Below are 17,370 nucleotides of genomic sequence, written 5' to 3'. Positions count from 1 at the left end.
CCCCCCGCTCGCCCCCCCCCCCGGCGCCCGCCCCCCCCCCCCCCCCCCCCCCCCCCCCCCCCCCCCCCCCCCCCCCCCCCCCCCCCCCCCCCCCCCCCCCCCCAGGTGCCTGCCCGGGGACCTCCGGGCGGGCCGTGCGACGATCGCCATCCGTGCGGGTCGGGACACGGGGAGAGCTGCCCCGCGAGGTCATGGTCCTGGCGGTCATCGCCTTCGTCGTGGCGCTGGGCTTCGGCATCGTCGCGCCGGCGATCCCGCTGTTCGCCCGCTCCTTCGGCGTCGGCACCACCGCCGTCGGACTGGCGGTCAGCGCCTTCGCGTTCTTCCGGTTCGTCTCCGCGTTCAGCGGCGGCACGCTGGTCGAGCGGTTCGGCGAGCGGCTGGTGCTCACCGCGGGCCTGGTGATCGTCGCCGTCACCACCGGCGCGGCGGGGCTCGCCGGCTCGTTCCCGCTGTTCCTCGGCCTGCGTGCGGCCGGTGGCGTGGGCAGCGCCATGTTCACCGTGGCCGCTCTCTCCCTGCTGCTACGGGTCGCCCCGCCGTCGCACCGGGGCCGGGCGGCCGCCACCTGGCAGGGCGGCTTCATCCTGGGCGGCATCGCCGGGCCCGCAGCCGGGGGTCTGCTGGCCGAGCTCTCCCCCCGGCTGCCGTTCTTCCTCTACGCCGGTTTCCTGCTCGTGGCCGGCGGCGTCGGCGTGCTCATGCTGCGCTCCGCCGAGCCGGACCCGGCCGCCCCGGAGCCGACGGACGTCGCCTCCCCCGACCTCACCACCGGCCCGATGCCCCTGGGCGCCGCCCTGCGCTCACGGGTCTACCTCGCCGCGCTGGTGGCCAACTTCGGCGTCGGGTGGGTGCTCTTCGGCGTCCGCAACTCGCTCGTGCCGCTGTACGTCACCGAGGAGCTCGGCCGCACCGTCGCCTGGGCCGGCGCCGGCCTGCTGGCCGGGTCGCTGGCCCAGGCCCTGGGCCTGCTGCGGTCCGGGCGGCTGGTCGACGGCTGGGGACGGCGGCCGTCGCTGGTCGTGGGTGCCGCGCTGGGCACCGCCGCCATGGCGGTCCTCGTCCTCCCGCCGGTGATCTGGGCGTTCCTGCTGTCCATGGCGGTCTTCGGGCTGGCCGCGTCGTTGCTGGCCAGCGCCCCGGCCGCGCTGGTCGGTGACATGAGCGCCGGTCGCGGCGGGCGGGTGGTGGCGGTGTTCCAGATGTCGGCCGACCTGGGCGCGATCGCGGGTCCGCTGGTGGCCGGCTGGCTCACCGACGTCGCCTCCTTCCAGGTGGCCTTCGGGGTGAGCACCGCCGTCCTCGCGGCCGGTCTGGTCGGTGCGCTGCTGATGCCGCGCGAGGCGCCCCGCCCCGCGCCGGCCGCGACGACGGCCGGCTGATCTCTCGCACGATCAGAAAGATCCGCGTCGTCCGTGTGGCGGCGGCCGGGCCGGGGAAGGGCAAGCAGAGCGCGCTGGCGTGGTCGCACACCGGAGCCGGGGCCGGCGCTCGCGCAGCCGGACGGACCACGCCGCGAGGAGGCACGCATGGACATCGCCGCGATGCGGGCGAGCTTCGCCAAGGCAGCGGCGACGGGTGACGAGGCCCCGCTGTACTTCTACTCGCACCTGTTCCTGAGCCACCCGGAGACGCGGGCGATGTTCCCCGTCTCGATGGCCCACCAGCGCGACCGCTTCTTCCACGCCCTCGGGGAGGTCGTCTCGCACGTCGACGACCTGGAGGGTCTCGTGCCCATCCTCAAGCAGCTCGGCCACGACCACCGCAAGTTCGGCACCCTCCCGGCGCACTACCCGGCGGTCATGCCCAGCCTGCTGGCGACGCTCGAGCACTTCGACGACGAGTGGGACGAGCACCGCGCCCGCACCTGGACCGAGGCCTACGAGCTGGTCGCCTCGGTGATGATCCAGGGCGCCGAGGAGTCCGCCGACCACCCCGCGACCTGGCGGGCCGAGGTCGTGGCGCACGAACGGCGCGCGGTCGACGTGGCGGTGCTGCGGGTGCGCCCCGAGGTGCCGGTGAACTACCTGGCCGGCCAGTCGCTGTCCCTGGAGATCGACCGGCGTCCGCGCCTCTGGCGCTACTACTCCCCGGCCAACGCGCCCCGGGAGGACGGCACCCTCGACCTGCACGTCAAGGCCCGCCCGGGCGGTCCGGTCAGCACCGCCCTCGTGCGCAGCACCGAGGTGGGCGACCTGATGCGGCTCGGCCCCCCGCTCGGCGACCTGACCCTGGGCGAGGGCTCCGACCGCGACCTGCTGCTCGTGGCCGGCGGCATGGGGCTGGCCCCGCTCGAGGCCCTCGTCGACCAGGTCGACCGGCAGGGCCCCGCCCGCCGGGTCGACCTCTTCGTCGGCGCGCGCACCGAGGACCAGCTCTACGACCGTGCCGCGCTGGAGGCTCTGCGGCAGACCCGCCCGTGGCTCAGCGTCACGTACGCGGTGTCCGACGACGAGCTCTCCGGCCTGGAGCGCGGCGACGTCGGGGACGTGGTGCTCCGGCACGGACCGTGGCTCAGCCGCGAGGTGTTCGTGGCCGGCCCGGCGCCCATGGTGGAGCAGACCGTCGACGGGCTGCTGCAGCACGGCGTGCCGCGGGAGCGAGTGCGCAGCGAGGTGTTCGCCCCCAGCCGACCGGGGCCCAGTGCCGAGGGGAAGGTGACCGAATGACCACCACCGATGTGTCCGGTACCGGAGGGCACGACCGACGGCTGACACCGGCGCAGATCCGCAGTACGAGGTTCCCCTCCGGATCCCTGCTGCACCCCGGCTACGACCAGGCCGCGGTCGACCGCTTCCAGCACCTCGTCGCGGCCGAGGTGGGCACGCTGGCCGCCGAGGTCCAGGCGCTGGCCGGCGAGCGGGCCTACCTGCAGGAGCAGCTCAGCGCTCTGCAGCAGCAGCTGGACGGCGCGCCCATGCCGCAGCCGCCGAGCGAGCAGGCGGTGAAGATCCTGGCCAGCGCGCAGCAGACGGCCGACGACTACGTCGCCGAGGCCGAGGACTTCAGCCGGCAGATGACCACCGAGGCCCGCAGCCAGTACGAGGAGCAGCTGCGGCTCGCCCGCCAGAACGCCGGGGCGATCATGCAGGCGGCCCAGGAGGCCGCCGCCCGGCTCACCGGTGAGAAGTCGCTGGACGACGACGCCGCGCCCGGGTCCCGGACCGCCGCGGAGCTCGAGGAGCAGGTCGCCTTCCTCAAGGCCTACGCCCAGGCCTGCCGCGCCCAGCTGCGGGCCTACCTGGAGGCGCTGCTCACCGACGTCGAGACCGAGTGGGGCCGGGTCGACCCCTCGCTGGCCCCGCAGGCGCACGCCTCCGGCGCGCAGCAGGGGCGGCGGCCCGGGGGGACCCCGGCACCGCAGACGTCGTTCCACGGCAACAGCGCCGGCGGCCCGGTGCAGGAGGACGAGGCGGACGCGGACCGCACGGCGCCCGCGGCAGCGCACGCGCCCGGCGGCTGACGGCGGACCAAGGGGTCGACGGCGGCGGCCGGCCCGGAAGCGGCGCGATAGGTTTCACCCGGCCCGTCCGCCGACCGCCAGGAGGCCACCGCGATGTCCGACGTGCTCCTCGTCCTGCTGATCGTCGTCGCGGTGGCCCTGGCCGTCCTGGCCGCGGTCATCCTCGTGCTGCGCCGGCGGAACCTCGCCCGGGCCGCCGCGCCCCGGCCGCGGGTCGACCCGCTCGCCGACGAGCCGGACGTCTACGACCCGCACCGCATCGGCGTCGGTGACGTGATCACCTACGCCGGGATCGACCACGTCGTCCGGGGCACGATCGTGCTCGAGGAAGGCGGCATGACCTGGCGCGAGCACCTGCTCGACGGGTCCACCGGCCGCCGCTGGCTCACCGTGGAGGACGACGAGGGCGAGCTGGAGATGACCCTCTGGATGCGCCGCGAGGGCACGAACCTCACGCCGGACGGCGACGTGGTCCTCGACGACCGGGTGCACCGGCAGATCGAGCGGGGCCGGGCCGCCTACACCGCCGAGGGCACGACGGGCACCCCGCCCACCGGGACCGTCGACTACGCCGACTACGCCACCGCGGACAAGACCGGTCTGCTGGCCTTCGAGCGCTGGGCGCCGACCCAGTCGTGGGAGGTCTCCACCGGCCGCAGCGTCAGCCGGGGCGAGCTCACCGTCTACCACCGGACGCCCGAGGCATGAGCCTGCACCAGCTGGACGTCGAGCCGCGGGACGTCGCCGCCGCCGCCCTGGGCCTGCTGCTCGACGGGCCCGCGCCGGCGACGCTGGCGCGGCTGCGGCTGCCCGGGGCCGACGGCGGCTCGCTCACCCTCGGCGTCCTCGGCGCCTCGCACGTGGTCACCGCCGAGACCGGCGACCACCGGCTCACCGAGGAGGTCTCCTGCGACGCCGTCGCCGCCGGTGGCCGCCCCCTGCCCCGCGCCGCCCGGTCCGGTGCCTACCGGCTCACCTCGGCGGTCACCACCACCGGCCGCCGGGAGCTGGACGCGACCGCCGACCGGCTCCGGGCGCTCGCCGCGGCCGACCCGGCCTGGCTGTGCGGCGCCTTCCCCGGATCGGCCGGGGCGCTGACCGCCATGACCGCCCAACCCCTTGCGGGCGGCGGCTGGTCCTGGCAGACCTGGCACCTGTACCCCGCCGGCACCAGCGGCGAGGTCGTCACGACCCGGAGCAGGTGGACGCCGTGAGACCGATCCCCCGTGTGCTGGCCGTGCTGCTGGTCGCCGTCCTGCTCGCCGGCTGCGGCAGCGGCACCCGCGTCCGCGACTTCCTCGAGGACACCTACGAGCGGACCGAGATCCTCGGCGACACGTCGGTCTACTCCTCGCCCGATCCGGTCGGCACCACCACCACGACCATCGTCGACGCCGTCCCGCCCGCCGAGCGGCAGGCCGACGGCGGCAACGAGTACCTCCGCTACGGCGACGACATCGTCATCGTCAGCGCGGCCACGGGCGGCAGCTCGGTGCGCGTCGAGGACCTGGACGGCCGGTACAGCGGGGGCTTCTTCGCCTTCCTGGGACCCGGCTTCCGGCCCGGGTCGCCCGTCGGCACCGGCGGCGGCGGCGGGCCCGGCGACGTCAAGTGACCACCAATCCCCCGTCCCCCGTCCCAGGAGAGAACCCCACATGAGCAGCACCTCGTGGCAGGCGCTGGAGTTCGGCAACGTCGACGGCGACCTGCTGGTCCAGGGCGTCGTGGCGACGCTGCTGTTCTTCGTCATCGGGGTGGGCGTGCTGGCGCTGGGGTTCCTCGCGCTGGACCTCATCACCCCGGGCAACCTGCGCACGCAGGTCTACCTCGACCACAACCCGAACGCCGCGATCCTGCTCGGCGCCAACCACCTCGCGCTGGCGATCATCGTGGTGACGGCCATCATGACCAGCGCCGACAACCTGGGCCAGGGGCTGGTGGACACGGCGGTCTACGGCCTGGTCGGTGTGCTGCTGCAGGCCCTGGCCCTCCGGGCCCTGGACGCGGTGATCCCCGCCGACCTGCGCGCCCTGGTCAACGAGCCGCGGATGCGCGGCTCCGCCTGGGCCATCGGCGCCAGCCTGGTCGCCATCGGCGCGGTCAACGCCGCCGCCCTCTCCTGACGCCGTGACCGCGTCGGCCCCGGAGCTGGCACCGGCGGCGGGCCGCGGCGCGGTCCGCTCCCGCCCGCTGCTGCTGGCCGCCGTCGCCGTCTGCGCCGCCTGCGGGCTGATCTACGAGCTGGTCCTGCTCACCCTCTCGGCCAGCCTGGTCGGTGGCGGGATCACCCAGACGTCGCTGATCGTCGCCGGCTTCGTCGCCGCGCTCGGCGCCGGCGCCCTGCTGGTCAAGCCGTTCCTGCCGCACGCCGCGACGACGTTCGTGGCGGTCGAGATCCTGCTCGGCGTCGCCGGTGGGCTCAGCGCCGTCACGCTGTACGTCTCGTTCTCCTTCTACGGCACCAGCAACGCCGTCCTGCTGGGCGCGACCGCGGTGCTCGGTGTGCTGGTCGGCGCCGAGGTGCCGCTGCTGATGACCCTGCTGCAGACCGGCCGGGACGGCATCGACGCCGAGGGCTCGGGCAAGGTGCTGGCCGACCTCAACGCCGCCGACTACGCCGGGGCGCTGCTCGGTGGGCTGGTCTGGCCGTTCCTGCTGCTGCCCGTGGCGGGGCAGGTGCGCGGCGCGGCGATCACCGGCCTGGTGAACCTGCTGGCCGCCGCGGTGGTCGCGGGCCTTCTGCTGCGGCGGCAGATGAGCGTCCGCGCGCGCCGGTCCGCCACCGCCGCGCTGCTGGTGGCGGCCGCCGGGCTGGGGTTCCTGCTGCTCCGGGCGCAGGACATCGAGACGACGGCACGGCAGCGGCTGTACGCCGATCCGGTGGTGGCCGCGCAGCGGTCGGACTACCAGGAGATCGTGCTCACCGACCGCTCCGGCGACCTTCGCCTGTACCTCGACGGCGACCTGCAGTTCTCCAGCCGCGACGAGCACCGGTACACCGAGTCGCTGGTGCACCCGGTGCTGTCCCGGGACCCCCGCCGGGTGCTGGTCCTCGGCGGTGGCGACGGGCTGGCCGCCCGCGAGGTGCTGCGCCACCCCTCGGTGGAGGAGGTCGTGCAGGTGGAGCTCGATCCCGCCGTCATCGAGCTGGCCCGCACCCGGCTGGCCGCGCTCAACGACGGCGCGCTCGACGACCCCCGGGTGGCGGTCGTCCTGGACGACGCCTTCCGGTGGCTGCGCTCGCCGGCCGCCACCGGCTTCGACGCGGTGGTCGTGGACATGCCCGACCCCGACACCCCGGTCCTGGGCCGGCTCTACTCCACCGAGTTCTACGGCCTGGTCGCTGCCGCGCTGGCCCCCGGCGGGCTCGTCGCGGTGCAGGCCGGCAGCCCCTACTCCACCCCCACCGCCTTCTGGCGGACCGTCTCCACCCTGGACGCCGCCGGGCTCACCGCGGCCCCGTACCACGTGCACGTGCCGAGCTTCGGCGACTGGGGCTTCGCGCTGGCCCAGCGGGGTCCGCAGCCGCCGGCCCTCGCCCTCTCCCCCGCCGCCCCGCCGACCCGGTTCCTCGACGGCGCCGTGCTGGCCGCCGCCGCGGTGTTCCCCGCCGACCGGCCCCGGCAGCAGCTGGCACCGTCCACGCTGGACCGGCCGCTGATCGTGCAGGACATGCGGGCCGGCTACACCGGCTGACGCAGCGGCCGGGCTCCCGGGCGCGCGCCTGTAGCGTTCATGGCCTCGGACACCGACGCCACGCGCCCGGCCCTCCGGACCTCCGGGTCCCGGCCGGCGGAGCGCCCCGGCCGCGGTGCCCGGCGCGCCACCCGGCGCACGCCGTCCCGCGGGACGGCGGCGCGCACCCCGTCCTGCGAGGAGAACCACCCGTGACTGCCGCTCCCACCCCCGGCGACGCGGACCGGACCGCCCGCTCCGCGCTCGCCGAGGCCGCCCGGCGGCGCACCTTCGCCGTCATCAGCCACCCCGACGCCGGCAAGTCCACGCTCACCGAGGCCCTGGCCCTGCACGCCCGGGTCATCGGGCAGGCCGGCGCGGTGCACGGCAAGGCCGGCCGGCGCGGCACGGTCTCGGACTGGATGGACATGGAGAAGGCCCGCGGCATCTCCATCACCTCGGCGGCGCTGCAGTTCGAGTACCGCGACGCGGTCATCAACCTGCTCGACACCCCCGGTCACGCCGACTTCTCCGAGGACACCTACCGGGTGCTCACCGCCGTCGACGCCGCCGTGATGCTGGTCGACGCGGCCAAGGGCCTGGAGACGCAGACGATGAAGCTCTTCGCGGTCTGCAAGCACCGGGGCATCCCGATCGTCACGGTGGTCAACAAGTGGGACCGGCCGGGCAAGGACGCCCTCGAGCTGATGGACGAGATCAGCGAGCGCACCGGGCTGACGCCGACGCCGCTGACCTGGCCGGTGGGCATCGCCGGGGACTTCCGCGGCGTCCTCGACCGGCGGGACGGCACCTTCCGCCGGTTCACCCGCACCGCGGGCGGCGCCACGATCGCCCCGGAGGAGCTTTTGACCGCGGCCGAGGCCACCGCCCGGGAGGGCGAGGTCTGGCAGCAGGCCGAGGAGGAGGCCGAGCTGCTCGAGGCCACCGGGGCCGAGCACGACCAGGAGTCGTTCCTGGCCGGGGTCACCACGCCGGTGCTGTTCGCCTCCGCCGTCTCCAACTTCGGCGTCGGCGCGCTGCTGGACACCCTGGTCGACCTGGCCCCGCCGCCGGCCGGGCGACCGGACGCCGAGGGCGCGGTGCGCGACCTCGGCGAGCCGTTCAGCGCCTTCGTCTTCAAGGTGCAGTCGGGCATGGACGCCGCCCACCGCGACCGGCTGGCCTACATCCGGATCTGCTCGGGCGTGTTCGAGCGCGGGATGGTGGTCACCCACGGCCGCACGAAGCGGCCGTTCGCCACCAAGTACGCCCAGCAGGTGTTCGGCCGGGAGCGGGAGAGCGTCGACGTCGCCTACCCCGGCGACGTCGTCGGCCTGGTCAACGCCTCGGCGCTCGGCGTCGGCGACAGCCTCTACACCGACCGCCCGGTGAGCTATCCGCCGCTGACCACGTTCGCGCCGGAGCACTTCGCGGTGGTGCGCAGCCGGGACACCGCCAAGCACAAGCAGTTCCGCAAGGGCATCGAGCAGCTGGACTCCGAGGGCGTCGTCCAGGTGCTGCGCTCCGAGCGGCGGGGCGACGGCACCCCGGTGCTCGCCGTCGTCGGACCGATGCAGTTCGAGGTCGCCACCCACCGCATGGAGCACGAGTTCAACGCCCCGGTGGCGCTGGACCGGCTGCCCTACACCCTGGCGATGCGCACCGACGAGGCGTCGCTGCCCCGGATCGCGTCCTCCGGCGGGGTGGAGGTGGTGCAGCGGACCAACGGCGAGCTGCTCGCCCTCTTCCCCGACAAGTGGGCGCTGCGGATCCTCCAGCAGCGGCACCCCGATCTGACGCTGGAGCCGCTGGTGGCCGCGCAGCTGGCCTGAGCCGCGGCGGTCACTCCCTGAGGGCTGCGTACACCTCCTCGGCGTGGTCGAAGACGGCGAAGTGCCCCTCGCCGGCCAGCCAGTGCGCAGTGCCTGCGGGGAGCATCGCGCTCAGCACCTGCCCGAGGACGACGGGCACCTGCCAGTCCTGCGTCCCGTGCCAGACGTGCACGTGCTGGCGGATCTCGGACAGCGGAAAGCCCCACGGCCGGAACAGCAGCGCGCGGTCCTCCGCCAGCACGGCGGTGCCGTTCCGCAGCCCCTCGCTGAACGTCGCGGCCAGGATCCGGCGGACCGCGGGCCGCCCGAGCACCCGCCGGTCGGCCGCGTTGAGCCGCAGCTGGAGGTAGCGCGGGATCATCGCCGGCCGCAACCCGATCGGGGCGAGCACCGGCCGCAGCACCGTCGCCAGCTGCGCGGGCCGGTGCATGGTGTCCCGCAGGCGCCGCGGCACCCACCGCGGCCACGGCCAGGGCACGTCCGGCGGCGGCGCCCCGCCGAGGATGCCGACGGCCCGGACGCGCTCGGCGAAGACGTGCGCGCACGCCAGGGCGTAGGCCGCCCCGCCCGAGAGGCTCACCACGGAGAACCGGTCGACGCCGAGGTGGTCGAGCAGCTGGGCGACGTCGTCGGGCCAGTCCATCACCCGGCGTCCGGGATGCGGGTCCGACCGCCCGAACCCGGGGCGGTCGGGGACGATCACCCGCATCCCCCACCGCCGGTAGGCGTCCGGGTCCTCGACGTGCCGCTCCAGCCGCGAGCTCGGTGACCCGTGGCAGCCCAGCACCGGCCAGCCGCCGGGATCGCCGTACTCGGCGTACGCGAGCACCCGGCCGTCGCGGAGCCGGATGCTGTCCTCCCGGGGCGGCGTGTACTCGACCATGGGCCTCCCCTACCCGGGCACGGCCGCCTCACCCGGCGGGCGCGCGGGAACGGCCGGGCGAGGTGCCGCCGGGTTGCTAGCTTGCCCGCATGGCGATCGATCCCCGCGGTGCGGACCTCAAGCGCTACCTCTCCGAAGACCCCGGCGGGCCGGTGGTGATGCTGAACCTGCTGCGCTACGCCGAGGGCGGCCGCGAGCTGTACGCCCAGTACGCCGAGGCGCTCTCGACCACGTTCCTGCCCCGGTACGGCGGCGAGGTGCTCTACGCCGGCGAGGGGTCGACGGCGCTGGTGGCCGAGTCGGGTCAGGCCTGGGACACGGTGCTGCTGGTCCGCTACCCCTCGCGGGAGGCGTTCAGCAAGATGGTCGCCGACCCCGAGTACCAGCAGGTGACCGAGCTGCGCACCCGCGCGCTGACCGAGGCCGTCCTCCAGGCCACCACCGCCTGGTAGCCGGGCCGCATCCGGCCACGCCCGGCCGGTCAGTGCCCGCGGAAGGCCTCCTCCAGCCACCAGGACGGCTGGTCGCGGGTCACCTTGGCGTCGATCAGCAGGGGCGCCGACCGGGGCCCGGCCAGCCACTCCCGGACGCCGGCGAGGTCCTCCGGGCCGCGGACGGTGACCGCGGCGTAGCCGTGGCCGCGGGCGATCGACGCGAAGTCGGTCTCCGGGAAGCGGACGGTGTCCAGCGGGTGCCCGTCCGGGCCGAAGTGGTGCACCTCGGCGCCGTAGCCGGCGTCGTCGTAGACCACGACGACCATCGGCAGCCCCAGCCGGACCACCGTCTCCAGCTCGGCGGCGCCCATCAGCGCCCCGCCGTCGCCGAGCGCCGCCACCGGCAGCCGGTCCGGCCGGGCCAGCGCCGCACCGATCGCCGTCGCCAGGCCCAGCCCGACGGACTGGAAGGCCTGCGTGAAGCAGAAGCCCTGCTCGTCGGGCACGTCGAGGAACATGCTCGGGTAGCCCATGAAGTTGCCGGAGTCCACCGCCACCACGCGCTCGGCCGGCAGCAGGTCGTCGAGCGCGACGGTCAGGGTCCGCGGGTCGATGCGCTCGCCGTCGCCCGGGCCCGGCAGCGACTCGTCCCGCCAGCGGCCCCGCTCGGCCAGCGCGGCGCGCACCTGCGGCGTGCGGTAGCCGGCGGCCGCACCCTTCCCGAGCCGGTCTGCCGCCACCTCCGCGACCGCCCGGACATCGCCGGTGACGCCGAAGGCGACCTCCCGCTGCACACCGATCGCCGCGGCGTCGAGGTCGACCTGCACGACCGTGGCATCGTCGGCGATCAGCCGCCCGTGCCGCATGGTCCACATGTTCAGCTGGCAGCCCCAGCCGACGATCAGATCGGCGTCGCCGATCAGCTCGGCGGCCAGCGGCGTGGCGAAGCCACCGGAGACGTCGAGGTCCCAGTCGCTGCCGCGGAAGAGCCCCTTGGCCACCGCCGAGGTCGCCAGCAGCGCCCCGCACCGCTCGGCCAGCTCCTCCAGCGCCCGGCGCGCGCCCGGCCCCCGCGAGCCGCGGCCGGCCACGAACACCGGCCGCCGGGCCGCGCCCAGCGCGTCGGCCAGCCGGGCCAGGTCGGCATCGCCGGGCACGGGGTCGGGCCGGTGCGGCGCGGGCGGGGGCTCGTCGTCCCCCGCGGCGAGGGACTGGACGTCGAGCGGCAGGTTCAGCACGACCGTGCGCCGCTCCAGCAGGGCGGTGTCCACCGCGGCGGCGGCGACCGCCACCGCGTCGGCCGCCGCCGTCACCCGCATCGGCACCGCCCCGACGGCGGTGGCCAGGGCGAACTGGTCGACGGAGAAGTTCGACCGCGGCGAGGTGGCCTCCGCCGTGAGCACCACCAGCGGCGTCCGGCTCTTGGCCGCCTCGGTGATGCCGGTGAGCGCGTTGGTGAGCCCGCAGCCCTGGTGCAGGCTGAGCACCGCCGGCCGGCCGGTGGTCCGGGCGTAGGCGTCGGCCATCGTGGCCGCGCCGCCCTCGTGGCGGGCCGCGACGTACCGCGCGCCCGCGGCGACCATCGCGTTGGTCGCCACGAAGTTGCCCGAGCCGACGACGCCGAAGACCGTGTCGACCCCGCGGCGGGCGAGCGTCTCCCCGACGGCGGCCGCGACCGTGCGCCCGGTGGCCCGGGTCATCCCCGCTCGACCAGCGCGAGCACCCGCGACGGCGAGCCGGACCCGGAGACGATCGGCAGCGGCGCGGCCACGAGGAGGGCGCCGGTCACCGGCAGCCGGTCGAGGTTCTGCAGCTGGGTCAGCCCGTACTTGCCGCTGCCCATCAGCGCCGCGTGGCACGGGAACGGCGGGTCGAAGGAGTGCGCCGCGCCGGCGTCGGTGCCGACGGTCTCGACGCCGAGCCCGAGGACCGGCGACTCCTCGGCCAGCCAGCGCGCGCAGGCCGGGGAGAGCCCCGGCGTGTGCGGCCCGGTGTCGTCGGCGTTGAGGAAGGCCTGCTGGGAGTCCGACCGGGCGTCCCACCCGGTGCGGAACAGCAGCCACCCGCCCTCGGGGAGCGGCCCGTGCTCGGCCTCCCACGCGCGGACGTGCTCCACCTCGAGCAGGAAGTCGGGGTCCGCGGCGGCCTGCGCGGAGAAGTCGAGGACGACCGCGGGGGCGATCAGCCGCCCGGCCGGCACCGAGGCGACGTCCTCGCCGTCCCGGCCGGTGACCCAGTGGTTCGGCGCATCGAAGTGCGTCCCGGTGTGCTCGCCGGTGCGGAAGTTGTTCCAGTACCAGGCCGGGCCGCGGTCGTCGTAGCGGCTCAGCTCCTCCAGCTCGAAGCGGGCGGTCTGGGCGAACTGCTCCGGCAGCTGGATGACCGGCGTCTCCGCCGAGAGGGGCGCGGTGAGGTCGACGACCTCGATCCGCGCGGTGGCCAGCGCCTCGGCGAGGCCTTCCAGGATCGACATCGCTTGTCCCTTCGCAGCAGGGCGGAAACGGCCGACAGTCAAGCATGATCGCCGGGGCCCGGACCGCGCCGGGAGCGGGTCAGCGCTCCTTGGGGATCATGAGCCAGAGCGCGAGGTACACGATCTCGCCGACCCCGAACAGGCCGAAGAGCACGAACCCCAGCCGGACGATGCCCCGGGAGACGCCGAACCGGTTCGCCAGGGCGGCGCACACCCCGGCGATCATCTTCTGCGAACGCGGCCTGACCAGCGGTGATGTCATCCCGTGCCGCTACCCGGCACCGGCCGGGCGAACACCTCCCCCGGTCAGGCCCGCGCCACCAGCCGCAGCACCGCCTCGACCACCACGTCGGGCCGGTCGGCGGGCACGAAGTGGCTGGCGTCGTCGACCCAGGTGAGCCGCGCGCCGGGCAGGTCGTCGGCGAGCTGCTGCCCGTACCGGGGCTTCATCTGGTGGTCCTGCCGGCCCCACACCACCTCGGCCGGCAGGTCCAGCCGGGGCAGGAACGGGGCCACCGTCTGCGTGTACACCGAGTCCAGCGACCGCAGATGGCGCGCGAGCTGGGCCGGCCCGCCCGGGCGGGACCACGGCTCGACGATGCGGTCGAGGAAGGGCGCCGCCCGCTCCTGGTGGGCGAAGAGCGTGCGCAGCGCCGGACGCAGCGCGGTCGCCAGGGCCGGGGGCGGGAGCAGCTGCAGCGCGGGCCAGGCCGCCTTCATCGCCCGCACCAGCGGCACCGGCCAACCGTCGTAGCAGACGCCGTTCACCACGCCGAGCCCGGCGACCCGGTCGGTGCTCGTGGTGGCCAGGATCTGCGCCACCCCGCCGCCGAGGTCGTGCCCGACCACGACCGCCCGCGGCACCTCGAGTTCGTCCAGGAGCCGGAGCAGCAGGGCCGCCTGGGCGGCGAGGTCGACCGGGTGGTCGCCGGAGGGGTCGGAGTCGCCGTAGCCGAGCATGTCGACGGCCAGCACGCGCGCCGAGGCGGACACCTCCGGGACGACGTCGTGCCACAGGCGGTGGTTGGTCGGGATGCCGTGGACGAGCAGGACCGTCGGTCCGGCGTCGCCGGCCTCCCAGACGTTCAGCCGGCGGCCGCCGACGTCGACCTTGCGGGTGGCACCGATGGGAAGACTCATGATCGCGCCAGTGCCCCGCCCGTCGGCCGGCGATGCACCGGATGCCCCGTTCACCTCGTCACAGGCCGGGTAGGGACCCCGGCCATGGACGCAGTCACTTTCGGGAAGGCCGGCCTCAAGGGCTGGCGTGCACGCGTGGCCGACACCGTCGCCGGGCCGGTGGCCCAGCGGACGTCGGTCACCGACGACCAGGTGCGGGCCGTGATCGGGGCGCTGTTCCTGGCCCTGTCGGTGATGTACGTGGCGAAGGCGGTGAAGGACCTGGCGACCAGCCGCTGAGCCGGCGCGTCAGCCGCTGAGCCGGCGCGTCAGCCGCTCAGCACCGCCCAGCCGTGGGCGGGCAGCCGCACCCGGGCGCCGCTCGTGCCCCCGGCGACGACCTCGGCGTCGCCGGCCAGCACACCACCGGCGCCCGGGGCCGGCAGCTCGGCCGGCCCGTCGGCGACCGACAGGGCGACCACGAGCCGCCCGCCGTCGGCCCGGCTCTCGTAGACCACCTGCTCGTTGGCCAGGTGCAGGGTCGCCGTGCCGGCGGTGTGCAGCCAGCGGTGCCGGCGGCGCAGCCCGATCAGCTCCTGGTGCAGGTGGAGGACGGGCAGCCCCACCGGCGAGAGCTCCTCCGGCGACGCCGGGAACGACGGGCGGACGGCGTCGTCGCCACCGGCCCGGTCCTCCTTCACGCCGCGGAAGGCGTGCTCGTCGCCCGCGTAGACCGCCGGGGTACCACCGGTGGTGAGCAGCACGACCAGGGCGTGCGGCAGGTGCCGGTCGTCGCGCAGCCGGCTGGCGATGCGGGTGACGTCGTGGTTCCCGACGAACGTGTACGGCACGAACCGGCCGAGGAGGTCGGTGTGGCGGGCCAGCGCCGCGTCGAGCTCGAAGAAGTTGGCGTCGTTGAGCGAGCTCCAGATGGCCTTCCACAGCTCGTACTGGGTCACCGCGTCCAGGCCCGACTCCTCGACGAAACGGCCGTAGTCGCCGTGGATGACCTCGCCCATGAGGTAGGCGCCGGGGTGCCGGGCCCGCACGCGCGCGGTCACCTCCGCCCAGAACGACGCCGGCACGGCGTAGGCGGCGTCCAGCCGCCACCCGTCGGCCCCGCGGTCGAGCCAGTGCCCCATCACCTCGCTCACGTGGTCGACGACCTCCGGGGACCCGTGGTCCAGGGCGACCAGCGCGGAATGGCCCTCGAAGTCGTCGTAGCCGGGCTCGGTCCCGGGGGCCCACGCCTGCGGCCCGCCCGGCCAGCGCAGCCGGAACCAGCTCGCCGTGCGCGCCGCCGGCCCCTCCGCCAGCACCTGCCGGAACGCGGGGTGACCGCGGCCGACGTGGTTGAAGACGCCGTCGAGCAGCAGGCGCAGCCCGCGGGCCCGGCACGCGGCGACCAGTTCGTCGAAGTCCGCGTCGTCGCCCAGCCGGGGGTCGATGCGCAGGTGGTCGGTGGTGTCGTAGCCGTGGGTCCCGGAGGCGAAGACCGGGCCGAGCGCCAGCCCGGAGGCGCCGAGCTCGACGGCGTGGTCCAGCCACCGGACCAGCTGCGGCAGCCGGTGGCGGACCGGCCGCCCGGGGTCGGCCGCGGGCTCGGCACCGACGAAGCCCAGCGGGTAGACGTGCCACCAGATCGCGTCGTGCACCCAGCCGGCCGCACCGGTACCCGGAGGAGTCATGCCGACGATGCTCGCGCACCGGCCGACGGCCCCCGTCGGCCGGGGCACCTCCACCGAGGGGGCCTCCGACCAGGCCCTTCCCAGGACGGCTGTGCAGGGCGTACAGTCCTCCTCGGTCGCTGTTGCGCCTCTGCTTTCGTTCTTGGACGTCCGCAGTCGTCTCTGCCTGACGTTCCTCTCGGTCCTGCCGGTCGGTGCGGCGGCCCCGCACCCGGTACGTACCTGTGCGGTCACCCCCCAGCACGGAAGAAGATCGAACATGGCTCAGGGCACTGTGAAGTGGTTCAACGCGGAGAAGGGCTTCGGGTTCATCGCCCAGGACGGCGGCGGCGCCGACGTCTTCTGCCACTACTCCGCCATCAGCGGCAACGGCTACAAGTCCCTCGACGAGGGCCAGCAGGTCGAGTTCGACGTGACGCAGGGCCAGAAGGGCCCGCAGGCGGAGAACGTCCGCGCGATCTGATCCACGCGTGAGGAGGGGGCCACGGCGCACTGCGCCGTGGCCCCCTTCGCGTTCTCCACACCGGCCACGACGACGGGCGCCGCGCGCGGACCGTCGACCACGATCAGCGAGGAGAACCCCATCGCCGGACACGCCGGACGCTGCGAGGAAGCCCATCTGGGTTGCCCCTGCCGGGGCGACACACGGATCCACGAGGAGCGGACGCGAGCGCTGAGCGACGCACGCGCCAACTCCGACGGCGCCGTCGAGTGCCCCGAGTGCGGCGGTCCCACGACCCCGCTGTGCATCGTCTCCTGGGGGAACTGCCGGGCCTGCCGCACCGCGCACTCGCGGTCCACGCACCCCCTGCGCTGGTGAGCCCGCACCCGCCGGGCCCCTGAAGCCGCTGCACCGCGGGTGTCCCGGCCCCGCTCTGCAGCATCCCCGGCCGGACGCCGTCGTCGCCCCCGCAGCGGTCGCCGACGGCATCCGGCCGGGGAACCACTCCCCGCCGGCCAGCTCCCTGGGGTCAGCTCCCGACGAGCCACGCCACGGCCGCGTCGACCACCTCCGGCGGCACGGCGTGCGCCCCGGGGAACTCCCGGTAGGTGACGTCGTAGCCGTCCTCCTCGAGCGCGGGCACGATCCGGCGGCTGGTCCGGTCGATCGGCAGCACCTCGTCGTCGACCCCGTGGGAGACGAACACCGCGGGCGTGCCCGACCGCGGGGCGGGCGGCACGAATCCCGGGGAGAAGGCGGCGACCCGGCGGAACAGCTCGCCGTTGGCCAGGCCCAGCCCCAGCGCGTACGACGCGCCGTCGGAGAACCCGGCGACGGCGATCCGCGCGGGGTCGACCGGCACCGTGCGGAAGACGTCGGCGAGCGCGCGGTCGATCAGCTCCACGTCCGGCCCGTAGTCACCGCCGACGGCGTCCCAGGTGGGCCCCCGGGAGGCCGGCGCCAGCACCGCCAGCCCGTGCTCGTCGGCCGCCTGCCGCACCAGTGCCAGGCCGGCCTCGGCGTCCCCGCCGGCGCCGTGCAGCGAGACCACCAGCGGGAGCGGGCCCGTCCCCGGCTCCGGCGGGACGTGCAGCAGCGGGTCCCCGGAGGACGCGAGGCCCAGGGAGCGGGTACCCGGCTCGGGTGGCTCCGTCGGCGGAGAGGCGGGCGGACGGGCTGCGAGGATCGCACCGCCCCGGCCCGTCGTCGAGCTACCGGGTGAACCCGTCGTCCGGGGCGCGCACCCCGTGCCCAGGACGGCCAGCGCCGTCGCCGCCCCGGCTCGCAGCACGGCTCGTCGGGTCGGCACGCCCGGCCCTCCTTCCGCAGCTCCGTTCCGCGGGTACCCGGGAACGGAGCTG

The 17,370-nt window shown here is 75.4% G+C and carries 19 protein-coding genes; 12 read left to right on the top strand and 7 right to left on the bottom strand.

Annotated features, from left to right (window positions below; translation table 11 throughout):
- Positions 1 to 152 precede the first annotated feature (152 nt).
- The 9 genes from ACI79T_RS20525 (at position 153) to ACI79T_RS20485 (ending at position 8,970) form a co-directional block, all read left to right on the top strand.
- Positions 153 to 1,382 carry an MFS transporter gene (locus ACI79T_RS20525; RefSeq protein ID WP_456611942.1) on the top strand — a complete coding sequence of 410 codons (1,230 nt, stop codon included), beginning with the start codon at positions 153 to 155 and terminating at the stop codon, positions 1,380 to 1,382.
- A gap of 147 nt (positions 1,383 to 1,529) precedes the next feature.
- The gene (locus tag ACI79T_RS20520) at positions 1,530 to 2,669 is read left to right on the top strand and encodes a globin domain-containing protein (protein ID WP_456611941.1); all 1,140 of its coding nucleotides are present in this window, start codon (positions 1,530 to 1,532) and stop codon (positions 2,667 to 2,669) included.
- Positions 2,666 to 3,463 carry a DivIVA domain-containing protein gene (locus ACI79T_RS20515; protein WP_456611940.1) on the top strand — a complete coding sequence of 266 codons (798 nt, stop codon included), beginning with the start codon at positions 2,666 to 2,668 and terminating at the stop codon, positions 3,461 to 3,463. Before ACI79T_RS20520 ends, ACI79T_RS20515 begins: the two co-directional genes overlap by 4 nt.
- Before the next feature lie 93 nt (positions 3,464 to 3,556).
- Entirely contained in the window at positions 3,557 to 4,171 is a 615-nt protein-coding gene (locus tag ACI79T_RS20510; RefSeq protein WP_456611939.1) for a DUF4178 domain-containing protein, read from the top strand.
- Positions 4,168 to 4,677 carry a DUF2617 family protein gene (locus tag ACI79T_RS20505; protein WP_456611938.1) on the top strand — a complete coding sequence of 170 codons (510 nt, stop codon included), beginning with the start codon at positions 4,168 to 4,170 and terminating at the stop codon, positions 4,675 to 4,677. The genes ACI79T_RS20510 and ACI79T_RS20505 overlap by 4 nt, the downstream gene beginning before the upstream one ends.
- Complete coding sequence (locus ACI79T_RS20500) at positions 4,674 to 5,078, top strand: DUF4247 domain-containing protein (RefSeq protein WP_456611937.1); 405 nt, start codon at positions 4,674 to 4,676, stop codon at positions 5,076 to 5,078. Before ACI79T_RS20505 ends, ACI79T_RS20500 begins: the two co-directional genes overlap by 4 nt.
- A gap of 40 nt (positions 5,079 to 5,118) precedes the next feature.
- Positions 5,119 to 5,586, top strand: a complete 468-nt coding sequence (locus tag ACI79T_RS20495) for a DUF350 domain-containing protein (RefSeq protein WP_456611936.1) — start codon at positions 5,119 to 5,121, stop codon at positions 5,584 to 5,586.
- 4 nt (positions 5,587 to 5,590) lie between these two features.
- The gene (locus tag ACI79T_RS20490) at positions 5,591 to 7,159 is read left to right on the top strand and encodes a polyamine aminopropyltransferase (protein ID WP_456611935.1); all 1,569 of its coding nucleotides are present in this window, start codon (positions 5,591 to 5,593) and stop codon (positions 7,157 to 7,159) included.
- 191 nt (positions 7,160 to 7,350) lie between these two features.
- A complete protein-coding gene (locus ACI79T_RS20485) occupies positions 7,351 to 8,970 on the top strand; it encodes a peptide chain release factor 3 (RefSeq protein ID WP_456611934.1) in 1,620 nt (539 codons plus the stop codon).
- A 10-nt stretch (positions 8,971 to 8,980) separates the two neighbouring features.
- On the opposite strand, the gene ACI79T_RS20480 is transcribed toward ACI79T_RS20485, so the two are convergent.
- Positions 8,981 to 9,853 carry an alpha/beta fold hydrolase gene (locus ACI79T_RS20480; RefSeq protein ID WP_456611933.1) on the bottom strand — a complete coding sequence of 291 codons (873 nt, stop codon included), beginning with the start codon at positions 9,851 to 9,853 and terminating at the stop codon, positions 8,981 to 8,983.
- Between the two features lie 89 nt (positions 9,854 to 9,942).
- Between ACI79T_RS20480 and ACI79T_RS20475 the strand changes: the two genes are divergently transcribed.
- On the top strand, positions 9,943 to 10,305 hold the full coding sequence (locus ACI79T_RS20475; RefSeq protein WP_456611932.1) for a DUF1330 domain-containing protein: 363 nt from the start codon (positions 9,943 to 9,945) through the stop codon (positions 10,303 to 10,305).
- 29 nt (positions 10,306 to 10,334) lie between these two features.
- Here the strand turns inward: ACI79T_RS20475 and ACI79T_RS20470 are convergent, their stop codons facing one another.
- The 4 genes from ACI79T_RS20470 to ACI79T_RS20455 form a co-directional block, all read right to left on the bottom strand.
- Positions 10,335 to 11,987: a thiamine pyrophosphate-binding protein gene (locus ACI79T_RS20470; protein ID WP_456611931.1), complete on the bottom strand. Its 1,653-nt coding sequence runs from the start codon at positions 11,985 to 11,987 to the stop codon at positions 10,335 to 10,337.
- Positions 11,984 to 12,760 (bottom strand): cyclase family protein, encoded by a 777-nt coding sequence (locus tag ACI79T_RS20465; RefSeq protein WP_456611930.1) that lies wholly within the window; start codon positions 12,758 to 12,760, stop codon positions 11,984 to 11,986. The genes ACI79T_RS20470 and ACI79T_RS20465 overlap by 4 nt, the downstream gene beginning before the upstream one ends.
- A 79-nt stretch (positions 12,761 to 12,839) precedes the next feature.
- Positions 12,840 to 13,022 carry a PspC domain-containing protein gene (locus ACI79T_RS20460; RefSeq protein ID WP_456611929.1) on the bottom strand — a complete coding sequence of 61 codons (183 nt, stop codon included), beginning with the start codon at positions 13,020 to 13,022 and terminating at the stop codon, positions 12,840 to 12,842.
- 44 nt (positions 13,023 to 13,066) lie between these two features.
- Entirely contained in the window at positions 13,067 to 13,900 is an 834-nt protein-coding gene (locus tag ACI79T_RS20455) for an alpha/beta fold hydrolase (RefSeq protein ID WP_456611928.1), read from the bottom strand.
- 84 nt (positions 13,901 to 13,984) lie between these two features.
- Here ACI79T_RS20455 and ACI79T_RS20450 point away from each other — a divergent pair, with 84 nt between their 5' ends.
- Positions 13,985 to 14,179 (top strand): hypothetical protein, encoded by a 195-nt coding sequence (locus ACI79T_RS20450; RefSeq protein ID WP_456611927.1) that lies wholly within the window; start codon positions 13,985 to 13,987, stop codon positions 14,177 to 14,179.
- 29 nt (positions 14,180 to 14,208) lie between these two features.
- On the opposite strand, the gene ACI79T_RS20445 is transcribed toward ACI79T_RS20450, so the two are convergent.
- Complete coding sequence (locus ACI79T_RS20445) at positions 14,209 to 15,567, bottom strand: alpha-amylase family glycosyl hydrolase (protein ID WP_456611926.1); 1,359 nt, start codon at positions 15,565 to 15,567, stop codon at positions 14,209 to 14,211.
- A gap of 259 nt (positions 15,568 to 15,826) precedes the next feature.
- On the opposite strand from ACI79T_RS20445, the gene ACI79T_RS20440 reads away from it, so the two are divergent.
- Entirely contained in the window at positions 15,827 to 16,030 is a 204-nt protein-coding gene (locus ACI79T_RS20440; protein WP_269193827.1) for a cold-shock protein, read from the top strand.
- Between the two features lie 508 nt (positions 16,031 to 16,538).
- On the opposite strand, the gene ACI79T_RS20435 is transcribed toward ACI79T_RS20440, so the two are convergent.
- A complete protein-coding gene (locus ACI79T_RS20435) occupies positions 16,539 to 17,318 on the bottom strand; it encodes an alpha/beta hydrolase (RefSeq protein ID WP_456611925.1) in 780 nt (259 codons plus the stop codon).
- Positions 17,319 to 17,370 lie beyond the last annotated feature (52 nt).

The organism is Blastococcus sp. SYSU DS0619, from assembly GCF_054051035.1.
This window is presented reverse-complemented; position numbering and strand designations above follow the sequence as displayed.

Bases quoted from the DNA above. Each gene is read 5' to 3' on its own strand.
- ACI79T_RS20475 (WP_456611932.1), top strand. From the start codon at position 9,943: ATGGCGATCGATCCCCGCGGTGCGGACCTCAAGCGCTACCTCTCCGAA.
- ACI79T_RS20480 (WP_456611933.1), bottom strand. From the start codon at position 9,853: ATGGTCGAGTACACGCCGCCCCGGGAGGACAGCATCCGGCTCCGCGAC.
- ACI79T_RS20515 (WP_456611940.1), top strand. From the start codon at position 2,666: ATGACCACCACCGATGTGTCCGGTACCGGAGGGCACGACCGACGGCTG.
- ACI79T_RS20455 (WP_456611928.1), bottom strand. From the start codon at position 13,900: ATGAGTCTTCCCATCGGTGCCACCCGCAAGGTCGACGTCGGCGGCCGC.
- ACI79T_RS20505 (WP_456611938.1), top strand. From the start codon at position 4,168: ATGAGCCTGCACCAGCTGGACGTCGAGCCGCGGGACGTCGCCGCCGCC.
- ACI79T_RS20445 (WP_456611926.1), bottom strand. From the start codon at position 15,567: ATGACTCCTCCGGGTACCGGTGCGGCCGGCTGGGTGCACGACGCGATC.
- ACI79T_RS20450 (WP_456611927.1), top strand. From the start codon at position 13,985: ATGGACGCAGTCACTTTCGGGAAGGCCGGCCTCAAGGGCTGGCGTGCA.
- ACI79T_RS20465 (WP_456611930.1), bottom strand. From the start codon at position 12,760: ATGTCGATCCTGGAAGGCCTCGCCGAGGCGCTGGCCACCGCGCGGATC.
- ACI79T_RS20470 (WP_456611931.1), bottom strand. From the start codon at position 11,987: ATGACCCGGGCCACCGGGCGCACGGTCGCGGCCGCCGTCGGGGAGACG.
- ACI79T_RS20510 (WP_456611939.1), top strand. From the start codon at position 3,557: ATGTCCGACGTGCTCCTCGTCCTGCTGATCGTCGTCGCGGTGGCCCTG.
- ACI79T_RS20520 (WP_456611941.1), top strand. From the start codon at position 1,530: ATGGACATCGCCGCGATGCGGGCGAGCTTCGCCAAGGCAGCGGCGACG.
- ACI79T_RS20440 (WP_269193827.1), top strand. From the start codon at position 15,827: ATGGCTCAGGGCACTGTGAAGTGGTTCAACGCGGAGAAGGGCTTCGGG.
- ACI79T_RS20495 (WP_456611936.1), top strand. From the start codon at position 5,119: ATGAGCAGCACCTCGTGGCAGGCGCTGGAGTTCGGCAACGTCGACGGC.
- ACI79T_RS20460 (WP_456611929.1), bottom strand. From the start codon at position 13,022: ATGACATCACCGCTGGTCAGGCCGCGTTCGCAGAAGATGATCGCCGGG.